We start from the raw sequence: 15773 nt of genomic DNA, 5'->3' as shown, positions 1-15773 counted from the left end.
GCTCACGGCTCTTCGCGGCGCTGGGCCGCATCGTGTCGCGCTCTCGAACGATACCTCGACACGGCGGTCTCCACGCCTGATCTCGAGCTGCTCAGAACGGGGATTCCGAGGTGACGGACCAGCTCCGCCGCGGGGGCCATCGACGCCTGAGCCAGGAGCACCACATCGCCGGGGAGCGCCGTCGCCTCGATCGTCCTGGCGATCTCGCCGGCATAGCCAGGAGAGTCACCCATCTCGAAGAGCCGCCATGCTCGCCCGCACAGGACCTCGACGACATCGATCGAGCGACCCGCGTCCGAGGCTATCTGGCGCAGCAACTCCCCGGTGGGCTGAAAGGTGCTCCGGAGCGCGGCCACGACGAGGATACGGCGTCCGCTCGCGACGGCTTGCTCGGCCATCGGGCGATCGATCCGCATCACGAGACAGTCCGAGACGGGGACCGCCTCCGCGACGCCGCCGAGGGTCGAGCAGGTGCACACGATGATTCTCGCGCCCTCGTTCGCGAGCGCCTGGACGACCGTGGCGGTGGCCGAGCGGATGCCGTCCGTGATCGCGCCGGCCGCCAGCGCATCCGCGAGGAGGCTCTCCTGAACCTCATGCCGGACCGGAATCGCGTCGTCTGCGTCCCGAACGAGACGGCTGAACGCCTCGACGTGAACGCGGGACGTATGAAGAAATGCGAGCATGTTCCTCGGTGTCCGGAAGGTCCAGGGCTCACCCGCCCGAAGGACCCATGTTCGTGGATGCAGAGCCATACCATGCGCTGCCGGAACATCACGCCGTCCGGCGTTGGGGGCTCCCTATCCGTTGGCATCTACGAGGTCGCTCCAGAAGCGGATCCTGCGAATGCCTCTGCTGACGGCGTCGACGGGAGGCGGTCGGCGAAATTCGCGGCGCAGGTACGTCGCGAGATCGCTGCCGTAGCAAATGATGTCGGTCTGGTAGACCGAGAAGACGGGGTTTCCGGCGAGCGCCGGCTCCGCCGGAATATAGCGGTGGCCCGCGACGGGAATCAGGCGGGGCGCCTCCGCGACTGCGGCCCGAGCGATCTGCAACGCTTCTGGCAGCTCCGGAGGGCGAGCGCCCCACGCGTCCAACCAGAACACGTTGTGCTCGATGTCGAACGCGATGCCTTCGAAGGGCCAGTCGAGCCGCCGGCGAATCTCCGTCGAGCGTGGCTCCCGCCAGTCGGGAAAGCGCTCGCCGGCCGGGAGCCCCTCCGAGAGAAAGGAGCGCAGATCAAGCGGAAACCTGGCGCCGATGACGGACTCGGCCCGGTCGATCTCGGATTCCGTCAGGCCGGGGGCAATCGTGACACCCGCGTCGATCAAGATCTGGTGCTCCGCTCGCCAATCCATTCGCCTCTCCCGTCCGCTCGATGAGCCCGTTCGTCGATGCGCGTGTGCGGGTTTACTTCGCTCGGCCGCGCGCGTGGGCTGCGCTGCCTTGCCGGGCGGCGTGCCTCGTCATGGGTCGATGAGCAGCCGCTTGGCAATCCTCTCGTCAACGGCGTAGGGCCTCTCGCGAGGCAGCGACTTCGCCGCGCTGTCCGCGTGGCCGGCCTGAATCTGCTGGTACATCTTCCTGACCAGGGGAGTTCGATCCTCGATGGCGACGACCCAGCTCTCCGCGTACTCGCGAATGAGATCGCGGCCGACGCCGACCTGGATGCTGTAGCAAGGCAGCGGGCCGCCTCGCAGGTTCCGCTCGGTATCCCATTGAACGTGCACCTTGGCTCCGGCAAACGCCTTGCTCCACTCGTCCGGCGAGCGAAACACCGTCGCTTCCGGCGAGGTGAGGACGGCGAGGGAGAGCGCCTGCTCCCAGCCCGTCCGCCGGATGCGGACGGCGAGGATCCGCTCCTGCCCGGCCTTGCGCCCCCAGTTGCTGCGGTGCATGAGCCAGAGAAACGACGGCTTGATCCATGTCATGCGACCGAACGAGAACGGGGCGACGAAGCGCTGGGCAGCGAGCGCAGGCTCGGCGATCGCCGGCGCGTAGGCCTGGTACATGACGATGGTCTCCGCGTCGTAGTCCGCTCGGATCTCGTGAAGCTTCGGCATGCAATCCACTCTTCGCGATCGCTATGGTCTGACGGGAGGTTACCCCCGAAGACGGCTCAGGCGAAGGACTTGATGAGCATCGCCTGCGAGTAGATGGCCACGAGGCCCGCGCGCTCCAGATTACGCTGTGAGGTGCTCCCCGCCTCGGCCACGGAGTAGGCGAGGTCGCACCCCGCGTCGCGGGCGTACGGGAGGCGGGCGTCGATGAGGGCGCGCTGCACGCCCCGGCCACGGTGCGCCGCGAGTGTGCCGCCCGCGAACAAAAGGGCGACGCGCTCGTGCACGTAGACCGCGCCGACGCCGGCGACGGGGCCGGCGGCTGACGATGCCAGGAAGTACGCCGCCCCTGGCATGTGGAGGCCCGCCTCGAAGATGTCGGCCCGATCGGACAGAGGCTCACCCGGCGTTGCGAAGGCGGAGAGCGAGGCCGCGACCCACGCCGAGGCCTCCTCGCGCGCGGCGCGCCGCACGACCACGCCGCCGTGAGCGGCCGGCTCAGGCGCGTGGACCTCGACGGCGGGGGCGAGGTGGCGCACGAGCACGGTGTCGAGCGAGTCCAGGCGGAAGCCGCGCTCCCCGAGCCGCGCGAGCAGCGAAGGGTGGGCAAAGGGCGAGACCAGGATGCGCGCCGCGGTGCCGCGCGAGGCGTAGAAGTCCTCGAGGGCCTCGACGTCGCGCGCCTCGACCGGAGCGCTCAACCCGAGGCCGACCGCGCGCGAGAGCCGGGCGTGCGGGGCGACGAACGCGGCGCGACCGCCGGCGATGGAAGCGACGGCGGCGCGCCGCGCCGGGACCCGCGCGGCGACCTCGCGCGCGAGCGCCTCGATTTTCGCCGCCTCGGTGGCCTCCAGCCGGGCGGACAGGGCCTGATCGACGAAGACGGGTCGGGGCGTCACGCGGGAAGGATAGCGCCGGAGACGGCGGCGTGGACGCTCACTGCGGCCCGACGGTTCGGCGGCATCGTGCTGCCTCGCCCGCACAGGACCTCGACGACATCGATCGAGCGCTCCGCGTCAGAGGTGTAGGGTCAGCGTTCTGGATGCGTGCGCTGTGCCCAGTCGACCGCGTATGCCTGGGCATCCTCCACGTCCAAAGGCACAGCAGTCCAGGCGCCGACGGCATCACCAACCTCGAACTTTAGCTGGTCTTCAGCGTTCTCGCGGCATTCGTGCCATGTGTCCCCAGCGAAGACGCCGTCCCGTGTGAAGCGGTAGAGGAGCGCTGGTCCGTCGTCGAGGACCTCCATCAAGACGACTTCAGCCGGTGGCATGAGGTGGCCTGCGCCTCCGGGCGTGCCCATGGTGTGGCGAGTGCCAGGCTCACCCCGCAGGGGACCAACATGCGCTACGAGGCGAAGCTTGGACATGGAGCGAACCTCTCGGAGCCGCCAAACATCCTAGATCACCCACCACGCTTCAGGTACCCACGTTCTGGAAGCCGCCCGGGCGGTTCGGTCGTGTGCGGCGGTTGCTCAGCCGCGCCGCGCCGCGCCGCCGCGCCGTCGACCACCGCCGGCACGGACTCCCGCATCACCTCGATGAAGCGACGCAGCCGGGCCGGATAGAAGCGGGCATGAGGATAGACCAGGTGGACGGGCAGCGGATCCGCCTGCCACGACGGCGCGAGGTGCAGCAGCCGCCGCTGCGCCAGGTCGTCGGTCAACAGCCAGGACGAGGCCACGCAGACGCCCAGCCCCATCAGCGCGGCGCTGCGCAGGGCATACAGGCTGTCGGTGCTCATGCGCGGGCGGATCGCGAGCTCGACCCGCTCACCGCCCGACGCGTGGGTCAGCGTGATCGTGTCGCGGTAGTAGGTGCGCAACGCCAGCCAGGGCATGTCGGCCAGGTCCGATGGATGAGCCGGCCGCGCGGCCCGGCCCAGCACCGAGGGCGCGGCGGCCACGATGCGCGGCACCTCGGCCAGGCGGATCGCCACCACGGCTGGATCGGCCACCGCGCCGACCACGATCGCGCAGTCGATGCCGTCGGCGATGAAGTTCGGCTGCCCGTCGTGCAGCAGCCACTCGACCGATACGCGCGGGTAGCGGCGGAGGTAGTCGGCCAGCGGCTTGACCAGCTGGTGCTGGCCGAACGCGTGCGGCACGACCACGCGAAGCGTCCCGTCGGGCTGGTCGCGGTCGCCTCGCATGTCCGACGCGAACGCCTCCAGGCTGGCCAGCAGCGCCTTGGCGCGCTCGAAGCACCGCTCGCCGTCCTCGGTCAGCTTCATGGTGTGCGTGGAGCGCTGCAGCAACGGCAGCCCCAGCGAGCGCTCCAGCGCCTGCAAGCGCCGGCTCACGGTGGGCTGCGTCGTCCCCAGCAGGGTGGCCGCCGCCGACAGGCTGCCGGCCTCGACGATCTTCACGAACGTGTGCAGCAAGCCGATGTCGTCCAGCGACGCGGGCGAGGGGGGTGCCGGCCTGGTCATACGCCGAAGGTATAACCATCGTGCGCTCCATGCCACTACAGCGCAGGAGCGACGCTTCCTAACCTCGGTGTACCATGCACGCCATTCCGTTGACGCATACGCCCCCCGCCACCCAGCCGCTGCCCGCCGCGTCCGCGCCGCCCCTGCCCGCTGCCCTGGTGCTGCTGCTGGCCACCGGCGCGGGCCTGGCCGTGGCCTCGATCTACTACAGCCAGCCCATGCTCGGCGTGCTGGGGGCCGAGATCGGCGCCTCGGACCGCGCGCTCGGCCTCGTGCCCACGCTCACGCAGCTGGGTTATGCGCTCGGCATCCTGCTGCTCGCGCCGCTCGGCGACCGCTACGACCGGCGGCGCATCATCCTGGCCAAGGCTGCCTTGCTGGCGGGCGCGCTGCTGCTCGGCGGCGCCGCACACGCGATCGGCACGCTGCTGATCGCCAGCCTGGTCACCGGCCTGGCCGCGACCCTGGCGCAGGACATCGTGCCCGCCGCCGCGACGCTGGCCCCGGAGGCGCATCGGGGCAAGGTGGTCGGCACCGTGATGACCGGCCTCTTGCTGGGCATCCTGCTGTCGCGCGTGATCAGCGGCTTCGTGGCCGAGAATTTCGGCTGGCGCGCGGTGTTCGTCGCCGCCGCGGCCAGCATCGCCCTGCTCGGCGCGGCGATGTGGCGCAGCCTGCCGCGCTTCGCGCCGACAACGCAGCTGAGCTACGCCGCGCTGCTCGGCTCCCTGGCTGCGCTGTGGAAGCGCCACGGCGCGCTGCGCCGCGCGACGCTGGCCCAGGGGCTGCTGTCGGTGGGGTTCAGCGCGTTCTGGTCCACGCTCGCCATGATGCTGCACGGCGCGCCGTTCCACCTCGGCAGCGCGGTGGCGGGCGCCTTCGGCCTGGCCGGCGCGGCCGGCGCGGTGGCGGCGCCCCTGGCCGGCCGCATCGCCGACCGCAGCGGGCCCGAACGGGTGACGCGCATGGGCGCCGCCCTTTCGTTCGTGGCCTTCGCCGCCATGGCGCTGTCGCCCATGCTGTCGGCGCATGGACGGCTGTGGCTGCTCGGCGCAAGCGCCGTCGCCTTCGACCTCGGCATCCAGGCCGCGCTGGTGGCGCATCAGACCATCGTTTATGGCATCGAGCCCGGCGCGCGCAGCCGTGTCAACGCCGTGCTCGTCGTCGGCATGTTCGTCGGGATGGCCTCCGGCGCCGCGCTGGGCAGCGTGCTCTTCGCCCGGTGGGGCTGGCTTTCGGTGACGGCCCTCGCCTCGTCGGCGGCGGCCAGCGCGCTCCTCGTCCGACTCTGGCCGGCGCCGCGCCCGTCTCCGAGCGCGTGACGGCTCACGACAGCAGACGTGCTCCTGTCCTTCAACCCTGCTTTTGCCAGCGGGATCCGCGCGACGTCCCCTCCTGTCCCTCCACAATGTTGAGCTCCACGTGGTGATCGCTCAGCGCGCCGCCGACGAACGCGTGGTAGTGGCTGTGGCTCGCGAGCTCAGGGTGGGCCGCGAGCATCCGCTCGTCCTCTGAGATGTCCTTGGTAGAGAATTGCTGGCCGGCGCTTGCCACGACCTGCTTCAGAACGCTCACCCGAATCGATTTTCGGCTCATCGCTGCCTCCAATCCTGGTCGTCGCGACAGCGCCGGCGCGCACCTTCACCGCGCCGGCGTCCCGCGCTCTCCGTCGTCGAAGAACTCCATCCCTTCGCAGGGCTTCTCGCGGCAGGACGCGAGGCGCGTCCGGAGGTCGCCGACGTGGATCTCGAGCTTGTGGCCGTCCGGGTCTTCGAAGTAGAGCGACGCCCCTTCGGAGCGGTTCTCTTTCCAGATCCGGGCCCCGCTCAGGCGAATGGCCTCGCCCAGGGAGGCGAGGCCCTCGGCATCGACCGAGAATGCGAGGTGCGAGTCGTCGGCCTGCCGCCCGGCGCGCGCGTCGAGCTCGAGACACAGCCAGAGCGCTCCCAGCTCGAGGTACGCGCCCCTGGCCCACTGCGCTCGCCGCGTTCCGCCGAGCACCTGGACGTAGAACTGCACGGCGCGGTCGAGATCTCGAACCGCGAGGGTCACGTGGTTGACGCCGCCGATCGCCATGGCTCCGGCAGCATAGGCGACAACGGGTCCGTGCGGGAGTGTTCGATCTCTCGAAGCACCCGGTCGACGGACCGGCGCGGGGAGGGCGAGCGCCGGCCCCGGCGCGGCCTCGCCCCTCCACGGCGCATCGCGCCGGCAGACGCCCGGACGCGATGAACTTCATGCTTTTTACATTATTTCACACGATAGTTTTCGAAATTAAACCACGAGTCGCCGATGGTTGGTGGCGCGCCAGGCGCATGAGGATCCGTGCTGAAGTCCGGAAGAACCCTACTGGCGCAGGCGTCGAAGAGCGACTATGCCATGCGCCGTCGTCGGCCGTCCGGCGATGAAGAAATGATTTCGCGCTGCTGAGCTTGACAGGGCTCCTTTGTTTGCCAATAGCGTTCGTCACACCGAGGGCGACCGCCCGCCGCGCCGCTACGAGCGCGCGGCGTGCGTCGTCAGGTGTGAGCCCCGGTATCACCGCTGAATCACGGCATCGGGCATACGCATCGGGTCAACTCCGGCGCTTGCCAGGCCATGAATCCGGACGTTAGATCGGTTCGAGTGTCAGCAGAGCGTCGTGACGCACGGGGCGGTTCGTCGCCCTGCCGAACGAGGCGCGACGATCGGACGCTTCATCACCAACTTGGGTAAGAACCATGCACAACTTCAGCTTCCAGAGCAGATGGGACACGTGGGTGGCGGCTCTAGCGCTGGCGCTGCTGCCGGCGTGCAGCGACGGCTCGGCGGAGCCGATCGGCGCATCGCAGGCCGCGCTGCAGGGCGCGAACGGGATCAGCGCGGATCGCGTGATCGATTCGCAGTGGGCTCAGGGGTACTGCGCGCGCATCGTCGTGAGCAACCAGCACCCGAGCGCCACGACGGGGACGTGGAGCGTCGCGCTCGACGTCGGCCCGGGCGCCATCTTCTCGTCCTGGGATGGCACGTTCAGCGGGAGCACGGGGCAGATCACGGTCACGCCTCAAGGCAGCAATGCGGCGATCCCCCCGTCGGAGAGCCGCCAGTTCGGGTTCTGCGCCAGCATCCCGAGCCAGGGGATCGAGCCGGTCGTGCTGTCGGTCAGCAGCGACCTGCCGCCGATGGGCGGCGGCGTGGCGATCGCGGAGTACAAGTTCTCGGCCGCGATCGACGCGATGGTCAGCCCTGACTACGCGACCGAGCTCTGGGCGTCCTTCTACCGCCCGGCGAACCTGGAGGCCGGCCGGCAGTATCCGCTGCTCGTGTTCATGCACGGGAACCACCCCACGTGCGGCACGGGCGTGAATCCTCGTACGGACAACAACAACCAGTATGCCACGACGGGGACGTGCCCGGCGAACTATGTCGTCGTCCCCAACCATCGCGGCTACGACTACATGGCCGAGGACCTCGCCGCGCGCGGCTATTTCGTGGTGTCCATCAACACGAACCGGGGTATCCATGCCGCGTCGGGCTCGCCCAGCGACGAGCTCGTCATCGGGCCGCGCGGACGCCTGCTGCTCCGCCACCTGGAGCGGCTGAGCCGCTGGGACAGCGGCGCCGAGCCGACGCCCCCGGAGCTCGGCGTGGATCTGCTCGATCGCATCGATTTCGACCAGGTGGGCTTGCTGGGGCACTCGCGCGGCGGCGAGGCCGTGCGGTTCGCCTACAACGAGTACCGCCGGAGCGGCAGCCCCTGGCCTGCGCTGATAGACAGCCCGGTGAGCATCCGCGGGATCTTCGAGATCGGTCCGACCGATCAGGGCCAGAACGGCCAGCGCCTGAACGCCGACCAGACGGCCTGGAACGTGATCCTGCCGGCCTGCGACTGGGACCTGAGCGATCTGCCCGGGATGCGCCCGTTCGATCGCATGATGAGCATCGCCGAGCCGGAGCCCCTCTCCAAGTCCTTCTATCATGTGTGGGGCGCCAATCACAATTACTACAACAGCGAGTGGCAGATCGCGGACGGGAACAGCGGCGGGATCCAGGGCTGCATCGACCATGAGGAGCTCTTCGATCCGCTGGAGTACGGCTCGCCGGCGCAGCGCGAGACGGGGCGCCTGGCGGCCGTTCAGTTCTTCACCGCCAACGTGGGCGCGGAGCGCGACGAGGCCGCGAACGCCCTGTTCGACCCCGCCTTCCCCTTTCCGGACGTCCCATACCGCGTCCGCCGCGGCTATCACCCGGGCGGCGGCTCCGCCGACAGCCTGCTGCTCGAGGACTTCATCAACCCGACCGGCACGAGCTCGTACGGCCTGCCGAACACCACCGGCGGCACCCTCTCGGTGGAGCACACGGCCCTGAGCGGGCACGACCCTTCGCTCTCGGGCGCCTGGATCCACGACGTGGCCGCGGGCAGCGCGACGTACTTCCAGTCGAACTGGTCCTCCGCCGGCACAGGCTTCGATCTCACGGGGTACGACTTCCTCGATCTTCGCGCCGACCGCGGCTGGGGCTCCGACCCGACCGAGGCGTCGTTCCTTGTGGAGCTCGTGAACGCCGACGATACCCGGTCGAGCGCCGTCGCCATCGATGAGTTCCTGGAGCTCGGTCCACCGCCGCGCGGCGGCACCACGCTGCCGACCGCGCGCATTCCGCTGTCCTCGTTCAGCGGCGCCACGCTCGCGTCGGTGCGCGGGGTTCGTCTGACCTTCACCACCCCGCTCGACGGAAGCAGCCTGTACCTGGCGAACATCCGCGCCTCCCGCGCCAGCACCGAGGCCCCGGCGGCTCCGGGGCAGCTCGCCTCCGCTGCGTCGAGCGCAGCGCCGCCGAGGTCCCTTGCGCGCGCCGCAGGCACGAGCAGGCCCGCGGCGCGGCGGATCACGGCGGGCAATGCCATCCAGAGCGTGAGGAGCAGCGGGTCCGACGCTGTCGAGCTCACGCTCACCAGCGCCGAGTTCTTCGACCTCCGCGCCACCAACCTGGTGCTCACCGTCGGCGCCGAGCGAAGCACCGCGGCACGCCATCCGAACGGCGATCTCCACACCGTTCAGTTCCTGCTCCCGCGCGCTGCCTTCGACCGCCTCGCCGCGCAGGAGCCGGTGAGGGTCGACTACGGTCCGGGCTCCTCCGTGGCCTGGGACTTCGGGCACCTCGACAAGACGGCGCTCGCTCCGTGAGTCGCGGCGAGTTCTGCTGCCATGCGGCAGTCAGCCTCCGTTCGAGTAATCGGGGAGCTCGATCTTGTCGGCCGCGGAGGAGCCGAACCACCCCTCGCGGCGCTGCAACAGGGGAGTGGAAGCGAGCCAGAGGACCCGGTGAAGGAGTGAAACCCCGAGCCTCGACTTCGGGTGCGCGATCCAGGGGACGCCTGGCGGGAGCTTCTGGGCCAGGTCGACATGGGGGCGCATGAGCTTCTCATAGGCCGCGAAGGCGTCTCGATGGCTGGCGTGCCGCGACAGCTCTCCCGCGAGCACGTAAGCGCCGACGAGAGAGAGGCTCGCACCCATCCCGCTGACCGGCGACGGGCAGTACGCGGCGTCACCCACGAGCGCGGCGCGGCCGTGTGACCAGCGTGGCGCCATGACCTGGCTGACCGCGTCGAAATAGACGTCCTCGGAGTCTGCCAGCGCCGCGAGCACCCGCGGCGATTCCCAGCCGGCGCCGGCATAGACGCGCGCGATGACCGCCTTCTGCTCGGCGACGCTCAACCTTTCATAGCCGCGCGGGGGCGACAGGAACCAGAGCGACGCCCGGGTGGTACCCGTATTGTCTGGACGCAGGAGGATCGATCGCCCGCCGGGGGCATGGTACCAGCGCGCCCAGGCGCTGTCGGAGGCTCCGCGGGGAATCGTGAAGTAGCTGGCATACAGGTCGAGCGGGCGAATCCTGGGCTCATCTCCGACGATGAGCGCACGGGTTCGCGAGCGGATGCCGTCGGCAGCGACCACGAGGTCGAACTCGCGCGCCGCGCCATGCTCGAAGGAGACAGTCACCCGGTCGCCGTGGTCCCGGAGGCCCGTGATCTGGTCACCAAAAACATACTCCGTCGCGTTTCGGGTGCGGTCGTGGAGGATCCTGGCGAGGTCACCGCGGAGTATCTCGAGCTCCTTCGTAAACCCACCGGTGTCCGAGGTCTCCGCGGGGAACTCGGCCCTGGTCACGTCGTGCTCGTCCACGAAGCGGAGTCCCAGCTCCCCCGTGCTGGCGGCTCGGATGTCGCCTTCGATCCCCATGCGGCGCACGACCTTCCGCGCCGCGCCCTGGACATCGATGTTCTGCCCGCCGAGCCGGAGTGCGTCGGCGCGTTCCACGACGACGGGTCGGAATCCGTGGCGCGCAAGCCAGAAGGCGAGCGCGGGACCGGCGATGCTCGCCCCCGAGATCAAGACCGTCCGATGTTCCACCGGTGGAGTGTCACCGGGCGGGGGCAGGTGTCAACCCGCTCCGGTCCGACCGGATCCTCACCGCGGCAGGATCATCGCCGGGCTGGGGCGTCGCGGAAGGTCGTGCGCCGCGAGCAGGCTCTTCGTGAGGCCGCCTCCGCACAGCACGAGCTCCCGGATCGCTTCGTCGAGGTGCCGATCGTCCACCACGATCTCCTGCCCCTCTTCGGCGGCGAAGACCGCCGCCTTGCGAAGCAACTCGCTGCATGGAGCGCCGCCCGCGGGCGCCGCAGCTCAATGATGTCCAAAAGGCCGGCTGAACCAGACGTTCGCGATGGAGCCGAGCCGCTCGGCGACGAACGCTGCCGACGCCTCGTCGCCCGGCAGCACGAAGACACGATACCCGGCGATCGACGCGTCAGGCGCCCATGCGTGCACCGCCTTGCCGGCGCCCGGCTCTTTTGCGAGCGTCTCGAGCACCTGCTTCGCGAGCTCCCGCTGCTGCCGCGTGTGACAGCCCGGCCGCAGCTCGACCGGGACGCGCCTTGGAGCCGGAATCTCGCGCTGGACCGACGCCCAATCACGAAAATCCGGCTCGAAGACGACGATGATCAGACGCCTCTTCCGCTCGGGGACGACCCCGATGAACGACGGGTTCTTCGATAGCAGCTCGTGCAACGGGGTATAGTCGTCCAAGCGGAGCCCTGGCCACGCCATGGGTCCGGACGGGCTGGTGCTGCCTGGCTCCTGAGCCTCGGGCTCGCAGTACGGGCGCAGATCCACGCGGACGGCGTGGTCCTCGATGATGTCGTGCTTCGCGCTCTGGATCGCCTCGAATGGAACGGGACGGAACTGCGCGCGATCGACGGCGGATGGAGCAGGGGCTGCCGAGGGGGCCGCGCTCGACGGGCTCGCCGCCGGAGGGGGGTCGGGCCTCGGCGACGAGGACGCCGATCTCCGGGGCGCATGCGGCTCGGCCCCGCTCCTCGCGGCGCCGGTGCCCTCTGCCGGCGCGCGCGCGTTGCATCCGATCACGAGGAGCAGGGAGCCGGCGAGCAGCCGGGCGGCGGTGAGGTTCCTGTCAGAATGCAACGGTGACTCCGAGCTGAGCTTCGATATCGCCGACGGCGTGGAACCAGGTTTCGTCGAACGGGGCGGCCAGGAACCCAGCAATATGCATTCCAACGATCGCTGCGTTCCCGGAGCCAACGGGGATGTAGATCGGTGCGCCGGAGTCGGCCGGAGCCCCGATATTCACGCCGGCGCGCTTACCGATCCATACATTCGCCCTGTTCCTTCCGTCGATAGTCCGGGTTGTCTCCATCCTCAAAATTTCGACACTGCATTTGGCCAAAAAGTTCCTCCCACTGATGCACACGATTTGCGAGACCGCCGGGGCCACCTTTGCTGTAACTGGTCTTGTGGAAGGGCAGCAGGGGTCCGTGTGGATGCGCGGGGAGTATGTCTCCGGCGGGAATGACGGGCCGACGAACACCATGTCCCAAGACGTCGTATTGGCGGGGAAGAGGGTGGCTTCCCCCCAGAACTCCGGCCCGGAGAATACATCCTCCCCGACGAAGCCCAGGCAGTGCCCCGCCGTGACGGCGCCACGAATGAGCCCCCAATCGACGACGAATCCTGCCGTGCAGTTCCCTGTATTGCTCTCGATGGCCGCGGCTCCGTAGTGCGGCTCGCCGTCGTCGAAGCGCCCATGGTGGCCGAAGGGACGGTATTCGATTTTTACGAGGGGACCCAGCTCCGTCTGCAGGGTTCGCGCCACGTCCGCCCCCGCGCGATCCGCGAGCACGTCATAACGTCCGTTCGCGACGTCCAAGGAATAGAGGAGCTCCACCTCCGCGGCGCGCGGGTGGAACTCTCCGCGCTGGATGACCTCGAGGGCTCGCCTGAGCTCACCACCGCTCCTGCAGCTCGGTCGCACCACGAGGGGGATCGTGGGCTGGAACAGCTCCAATCTCTCCGCCACCGCCGAGAGATCCTGGGTCGCGCCACGGTCGACCAGCGCGATGAAGTGCTGTGCGGCATCGTCCGCCGTGATCCCGAGGATCTGCGGGTCGCCTTCGAGCGCTTCCTGAAGGCGAGCGAGCTCGATCTGAACGTAGGCGCCGCTTCGCCAGGTATGACGGCGAAGGTATCCGTTGGGCAGCTCGTCTTCAGCATCTGGCGAGAGAGGCGGCGCCGCGCAAAACGGTGAAGTCGATGGATACCTGCAGGTCACCGGTCTACGAATACTCCTCATCGGCCGTGCGCAGGTCGACCCCGATGCGTGTCGGCGGTTCGGCCACCTCGAAGGGAAGACTCTCCAGCCGGGCCACACCGGCGGTGGAGACCTCGATGGCCCGGGCGCCCTCGGACGAATGGGCGACGGCCGAGAGCTCACCGTCGCCCAGAAGCAACCAGTCGTTCGCGCGCTCGAAGCTCGGAATCTCCTGCGACGCTCCGGGTTGGGGCAGGGCGCCCCCATTCTCACGCGCATCCAGATCCCCGTCCCCGCCTTCGGGGATCGAGCAACCCAGGATTGTCCCTGCCATGCACCCGACGGCGAGCAAGCATTTTTGTAGGTAGTTCATGTTGGGCTCCTCACGTGTCGTAGTGGAGCGACCTGTGGTCGCTCCGTCAAGCGGAATGGAGCCATGTCGAGAGAGCCGATTTCGGACATCGTTGCGCCGTCCTGGAGTGACCGGCGGCGCGGCGCGCCCCGATGCGAGCCACCGCGCCGCCACCCCGGTGCCACGCTCCGACCCCGCGCCGCCACCCCACGGCCCGGCTCTGCACCGCCGTCGCATGGCGCCGCCCTGCATCGCCTTGCCGGCGCCCGGCTCGTCCGCGCGCGACTCGAGCACCTGCTTCGCGAGCTCCCCTCGGGGACGACGGCCACCACGTCCTCCGGCGACGGCGTGGGCGGGGCGGGGACGACGGCCACCTCCTCCGGGGGCGGCGACGCACCGGGCGAGGGAGGTGGGCTCGGCGGAACAACGCCGGACACGGGGTCCTCCGACGATGATTGTGGGTGCGTCGTCGCTGGAGCCAGCACCACGACAAGCTCGTGGGCCGCGGCGCTCGCCGTGGGGCTCTCCGCCCTGGCGATGCGACGGCGCCGGAGCCGCGGCTGACCTTGGGCCAGCCGAGCGGCCCGATCATGGGAAAGCACACCGTGAGGCGATCCGTCACCTTGGCGCGGTGACCCTCGCCCACACCGCGAGGATCATCGCCTGTTCCATGGTGCTCGGCGGGGGATGACCCCTCGGGGGCTCGGCCGGCAGGGGCACGGGGGGCTTCCCCCTGCGCCATGCCGCGTCGTGGCGCGCCGAAGCCCCGGCCGCGGGGCCGCGGCGCGCGACCTCGTAATCGACCGCGGCCACCGCCTCTTCGAGGGTGGAGAAGCGCTCGACCTGCTTGCCGTCCAGCAGGACGTGCCACCGCTTCCCGCGGGCACCGCGGGCGAGGACGACGACCTCGCTGATCGCGCCGGGCTTCCTCTCGAAGTGGAGCGCGAGGCCGAAGCGGCCGAGAGAGGCCCACGCATTGCGCGAGATGGCCATCACCTCGGGGTCGACGCGGAGGCTCAGCGGATCGAAGTGCGCGGCGCGCTCCTGGATCTCGCGCAGCGTGATGCGGCCCGCCTCGACCTCGAACCCGGGGTAGTCGAAGGTCACTTGCCGAAAGAAGCGGCTCGCCTCCGAGGCGTCTCTGCCCTCGAGATCGAGGTCTCGGGGCATGCCGAAGAGCGAGGGCAGCGTGCACAGCTGGAGCGAGGAGAGGTCGACGAAATCGAGGATGAGGCAATCCTTCTTGCCTGGATGCAGGCGCGTGCCGCGCCCGACGCACTGGGCATAGAGCCCGTCCGAGCGGGTGGGGCGGGCGATGGCGATGCAAGAGACGCCGGGGTCGTCGAAGCCCTCGGTGAGGACAGCGACGTTGGTGAGGACCTGGACGCGCTCTTCCCGGAAATCGGCGAGGATCCGGCCGCGGAGGTCGGAGGGCATGTCGCCGTGGACATAGGCGGATCGGACGCCGAGGTGGTTGAGCGCCTTCGAGAGGTTCCTGGCGTGCGCGACCGTGACGCAGAAGGCGATGGTGCGCCGGTCGCGGGCGAGCTCTTGAATGGAGCGGGCGACGAGCGCGTTGCGCTCCTCCAGGTCCACGGCCTCCTCGAGCTCGTCCGTGGCGAAGTCGAGGCCGCCGGCGTCGAGGGGGGAGAGGTCGGTGGCGGTGGCGACGCGGTAGCCGGTGAGGGGGGCGAGGTAGCCGTCCGCGATCATCTCGGGGAGGGTGCGGCTGTAGACGATCGCCTCGAAGACATCGTCGAGGCCTTTGCCGTCGCCGCGGGCCGTCGTGGCGGTGAACCCGAGGAGGGTGCCTGTCCACGCGGGGTCGAAGGCGCCGAGCTGGCGGAGGACCCGGCGGTTGTCGTCGGCGGGGGCGTGGTGGCATTCGTCGTAGATCACGAGGCCGATATCGCGGCCGCCGGTGACCTGTTCGAGCCGCTTCTCGTGGAGGGAGCGTATGGAACAGACAATGACGCGCGCGTCCGCCGGGGCGCGGAGCTCGCCCTGCTCGACGGCGACCGTGGCCTGTCCGGCGAGGGCGCGCTCGATCTTGTCCTTGGCCTGGAAGAGCAGCTCTTCGCGGTGGGCGAGGACGAGGACCTGCCGCCTGGCGAGGCGGGCGAGATGGGAGAAGATGACCGTCTTGCCAGCGCCGGTGGGGAGGCACACGACCATGCGCCGGACGCCGCGCCTGCGGGCTGCGAGGACGGCGTCGACGGCGGCGCGCTGGTAAGGGCGCAGGGCGGGGGCGCCGGGGCCCATCGGTGCTGAGGCGGTCGTGGGGGTGGTCATGAGCTCTCGCGCGGGCGTTGCGCACCCTAGCCCGGAACCCGCCTGGCGCACGA

General features: G+C 69.8%; 17 protein-coding genes. 3 read left to right on the top strand and 14 right to left on the bottom strand.

Annotation, left to right across the window (positions count from 1 at the left end; translation table 11 throughout):
- Positions 1 to 2: 2 nt before the first annotated feature.
- From ACSRUE_RS03740 to ACSRUE_RS03715, 6 genes are all read right to left on the bottom strand, one after another.
- Positions 3 to 686, bottom strand: coding sequence for an aspartate/glutamate racemase family protein (locus ACSRUE_RS03740; RefSeq protein ID WP_441289809.1), 684 nt, complete (start codon positions 684 to 686; stop codon positions 3 to 5).
- A 114-nt stretch (positions 687 to 800) separates the two neighbouring features.
- Entirely contained in the window at positions 801 to 1358 is a 558-nt protein-coding gene (locus tag ACSRUE_RS03735; protein WP_441289808.1) for an SMI1/KNR4 family protein, read from the bottom strand.
- A 108-nt stretch (positions 1359 to 1466) separates the two neighbouring features.
- Positions 1467 to 2063 carry a DUF4291 domain-containing protein gene (locus ACSRUE_RS03730; RefSeq protein ID WP_441289807.1) on the bottom strand — a complete coding sequence of 199 codons (597 nt, stop codon included), beginning with the start codon at positions 2061 to 2063 and terminating at the stop codon, positions 1467 to 1469.
- A 56-nt stretch (positions 2064 to 2119) separates the two neighbouring features.
- A complete protein-coding gene (locus ACSRUE_RS03725) occupies positions 2120 to 2959 on the bottom strand; it encodes an N-acetyltransferase (RefSeq protein WP_441289806.1) in 840 nt (279 codons plus the stop codon).
- 131 nt (positions 2960 to 3090) lie between these two features.
- Complete coding sequence (locus ACSRUE_RS03720; protein WP_441289805.1) at positions 3091 to 3429, bottom strand: hypothetical protein; 339 nt, start codon at positions 3427 to 3429, stop codon at positions 3091 to 3093.
- A gap of 35 nt (positions 3430 to 3464) precedes the next feature.
- On the bottom strand, positions 3465 to 4490 hold the full coding sequence (locus tag ACSRUE_RS03715) for a LysR family transcriptional regulator (protein WP_441289804.1): 1026 nt from the start codon (positions 4488 to 4490) through the stop codon (positions 3465 to 3467).
- Between the two features lie 74 nt (positions 4491 to 4564).
- On the opposite strand from ACSRUE_RS03715, the gene ACSRUE_RS03710 reads away from it, so the two are divergent.
- Complete coding sequence (locus ACSRUE_RS03710) at positions 4565 to 5812, top strand: MFS transporter (protein WP_441289803.1); 1248 nt, start codon at positions 4565 to 4567, stop codon at positions 5810 to 5812.
- Positions 5813 to 5843: 31 nt separating this feature from the next.
- On the opposite strand, the gene ACSRUE_RS03705 is transcribed toward ACSRUE_RS03710, so the two are convergent.
- Entirely contained in the window at positions 5844 to 6086 is a 243-nt protein-coding gene (locus tag ACSRUE_RS03705) for a hypothetical protein (protein ID WP_441289802.1), read from the bottom strand.
- Between the two features lie 45 nt (positions 6087 to 6131).
- Positions 6132 to 6566 carry a fosfomycin resistance glutathione transferase gene (locus ACSRUE_RS03700; protein ID WP_441289801.1) on the bottom strand — a complete coding sequence of 145 codons (435 nt, stop codon included), beginning with the start codon at positions 6564 to 6566 and terminating at the stop codon, positions 6132 to 6134.
- Positions 6567 to 7210: 644 nt separating this feature from the next.
- Here ACSRUE_RS03700 and ACSRUE_RS03695 point away from each other — a divergent pair.
- Positions 7211 to 9655, top strand: coding sequence for a cellulose binding domain-containing protein (locus ACSRUE_RS03695; RefSeq protein WP_441289800.1), 2445 nt, complete (start codon positions 7211 to 7213; stop codon positions 9653 to 9655).
- A gap of 30 nt (positions 9656 to 9685) precedes the next feature.
- Here the strand turns inward: ACSRUE_RS03695 and ACSRUE_RS03690 are convergent, their stop codons facing one another.
- Genes ACSRUE_RS03690 through ACSRUE_RS03670 form a run of 5 tightly spaced genes read right to left on the bottom strand, consistent with a single transcriptional unit; the run spans position 9686 to position 13449 of the window.
- The gene (locus ACSRUE_RS03690) at positions 9686 to 10882 is read right to left on the bottom strand and encodes an FAD-dependent monooxygenase (RefSeq protein WP_441289799.1); all 1197 of its coding nucleotides are present in this window, start codon (positions 10880 to 10882) and stop codon (positions 9686 to 9688) included.
- Positions 10883 to 10939: 57 nt separating this feature from the next.
- The gene (locus tag ACSRUE_RS03685; protein WP_441289798.1) at positions 10940 to 11119 is read right to left on the bottom strand and encodes a hypothetical protein; all 180 of its coding nucleotides are present in this window, start codon (positions 11117 to 11119) and stop codon (positions 10940 to 10942) included.
- Between the two features lie 36 nt (positions 11120 to 11155).
- A complete protein-coding gene (locus ACSRUE_RS03680) occupies positions 11156 to 11953 on the bottom strand; it encodes a hypothetical protein (protein ID WP_441289797.1) in 798 nt (265 codons plus the stop codon).
- Positions 11943 to 13097, bottom strand: coding sequence for a hypothetical protein (locus ACSRUE_RS03675; RefSeq protein WP_441289796.1), 1155 nt, complete (start codon positions 13095 to 13097; stop codon positions 11943 to 11945). Before ACSRUE_RS03675 ends, ACSRUE_RS03680 begins: the two co-directional genes overlap by 11 nt.
- Positions 13098 to 13101: 4 nt before the next feature.
- Entirely contained in the window at positions 13102 to 13449 is a 348-nt protein-coding gene (locus tag ACSRUE_RS03670; protein WP_441289795.1) for a hypothetical protein, read from the bottom strand.
- A 63-nt stretch (positions 13450 to 13512) separates the two neighbouring features.
- Between ACSRUE_RS03670 and ACSRUE_RS03665 the strand changes: the two genes are divergently transcribed.
- On the top strand, positions 13513 to 13992 hold the full coding sequence (locus ACSRUE_RS03665; protein ID WP_441289794.1) for an MYXO-CTERM sorting domain-containing protein: 480 nt from the start codon (positions 13513 to 13515) through the stop codon (positions 13990 to 13992).
- A 54-nt stretch (positions 13993 to 14046) separates the two neighbouring features.
- On the opposite strand, the gene ACSRUE_RS03660 is transcribed toward ACSRUE_RS03665, so the two are convergent.
- Positions 14047 to 15720 carry a DEAD/DEAH box helicase gene (locus tag ACSRUE_RS03660; RefSeq protein WP_441289793.1) on the bottom strand — a complete coding sequence of 558 codons (1674 nt, stop codon included), beginning with the start codon at positions 15718 to 15720 and terminating at the stop codon, positions 14047 to 14049.
- Positions 15721 to 15773 lie beyond the last annotated feature (53 nt).

The sequence above is a fragment of the Sorangium sp. KYC3313 genome, from assembly GCF_052075895.1.
Classification (GTDB): domain Bacteria; phylum Myxococcota_A; class Polyangia; order Polyangiales; family Polyangiaceae; genus Sorangium; species Sorangium cellulosum_B.
This window is presented reverse-complemented; position numbering and strand designations above follow the sequence as displayed.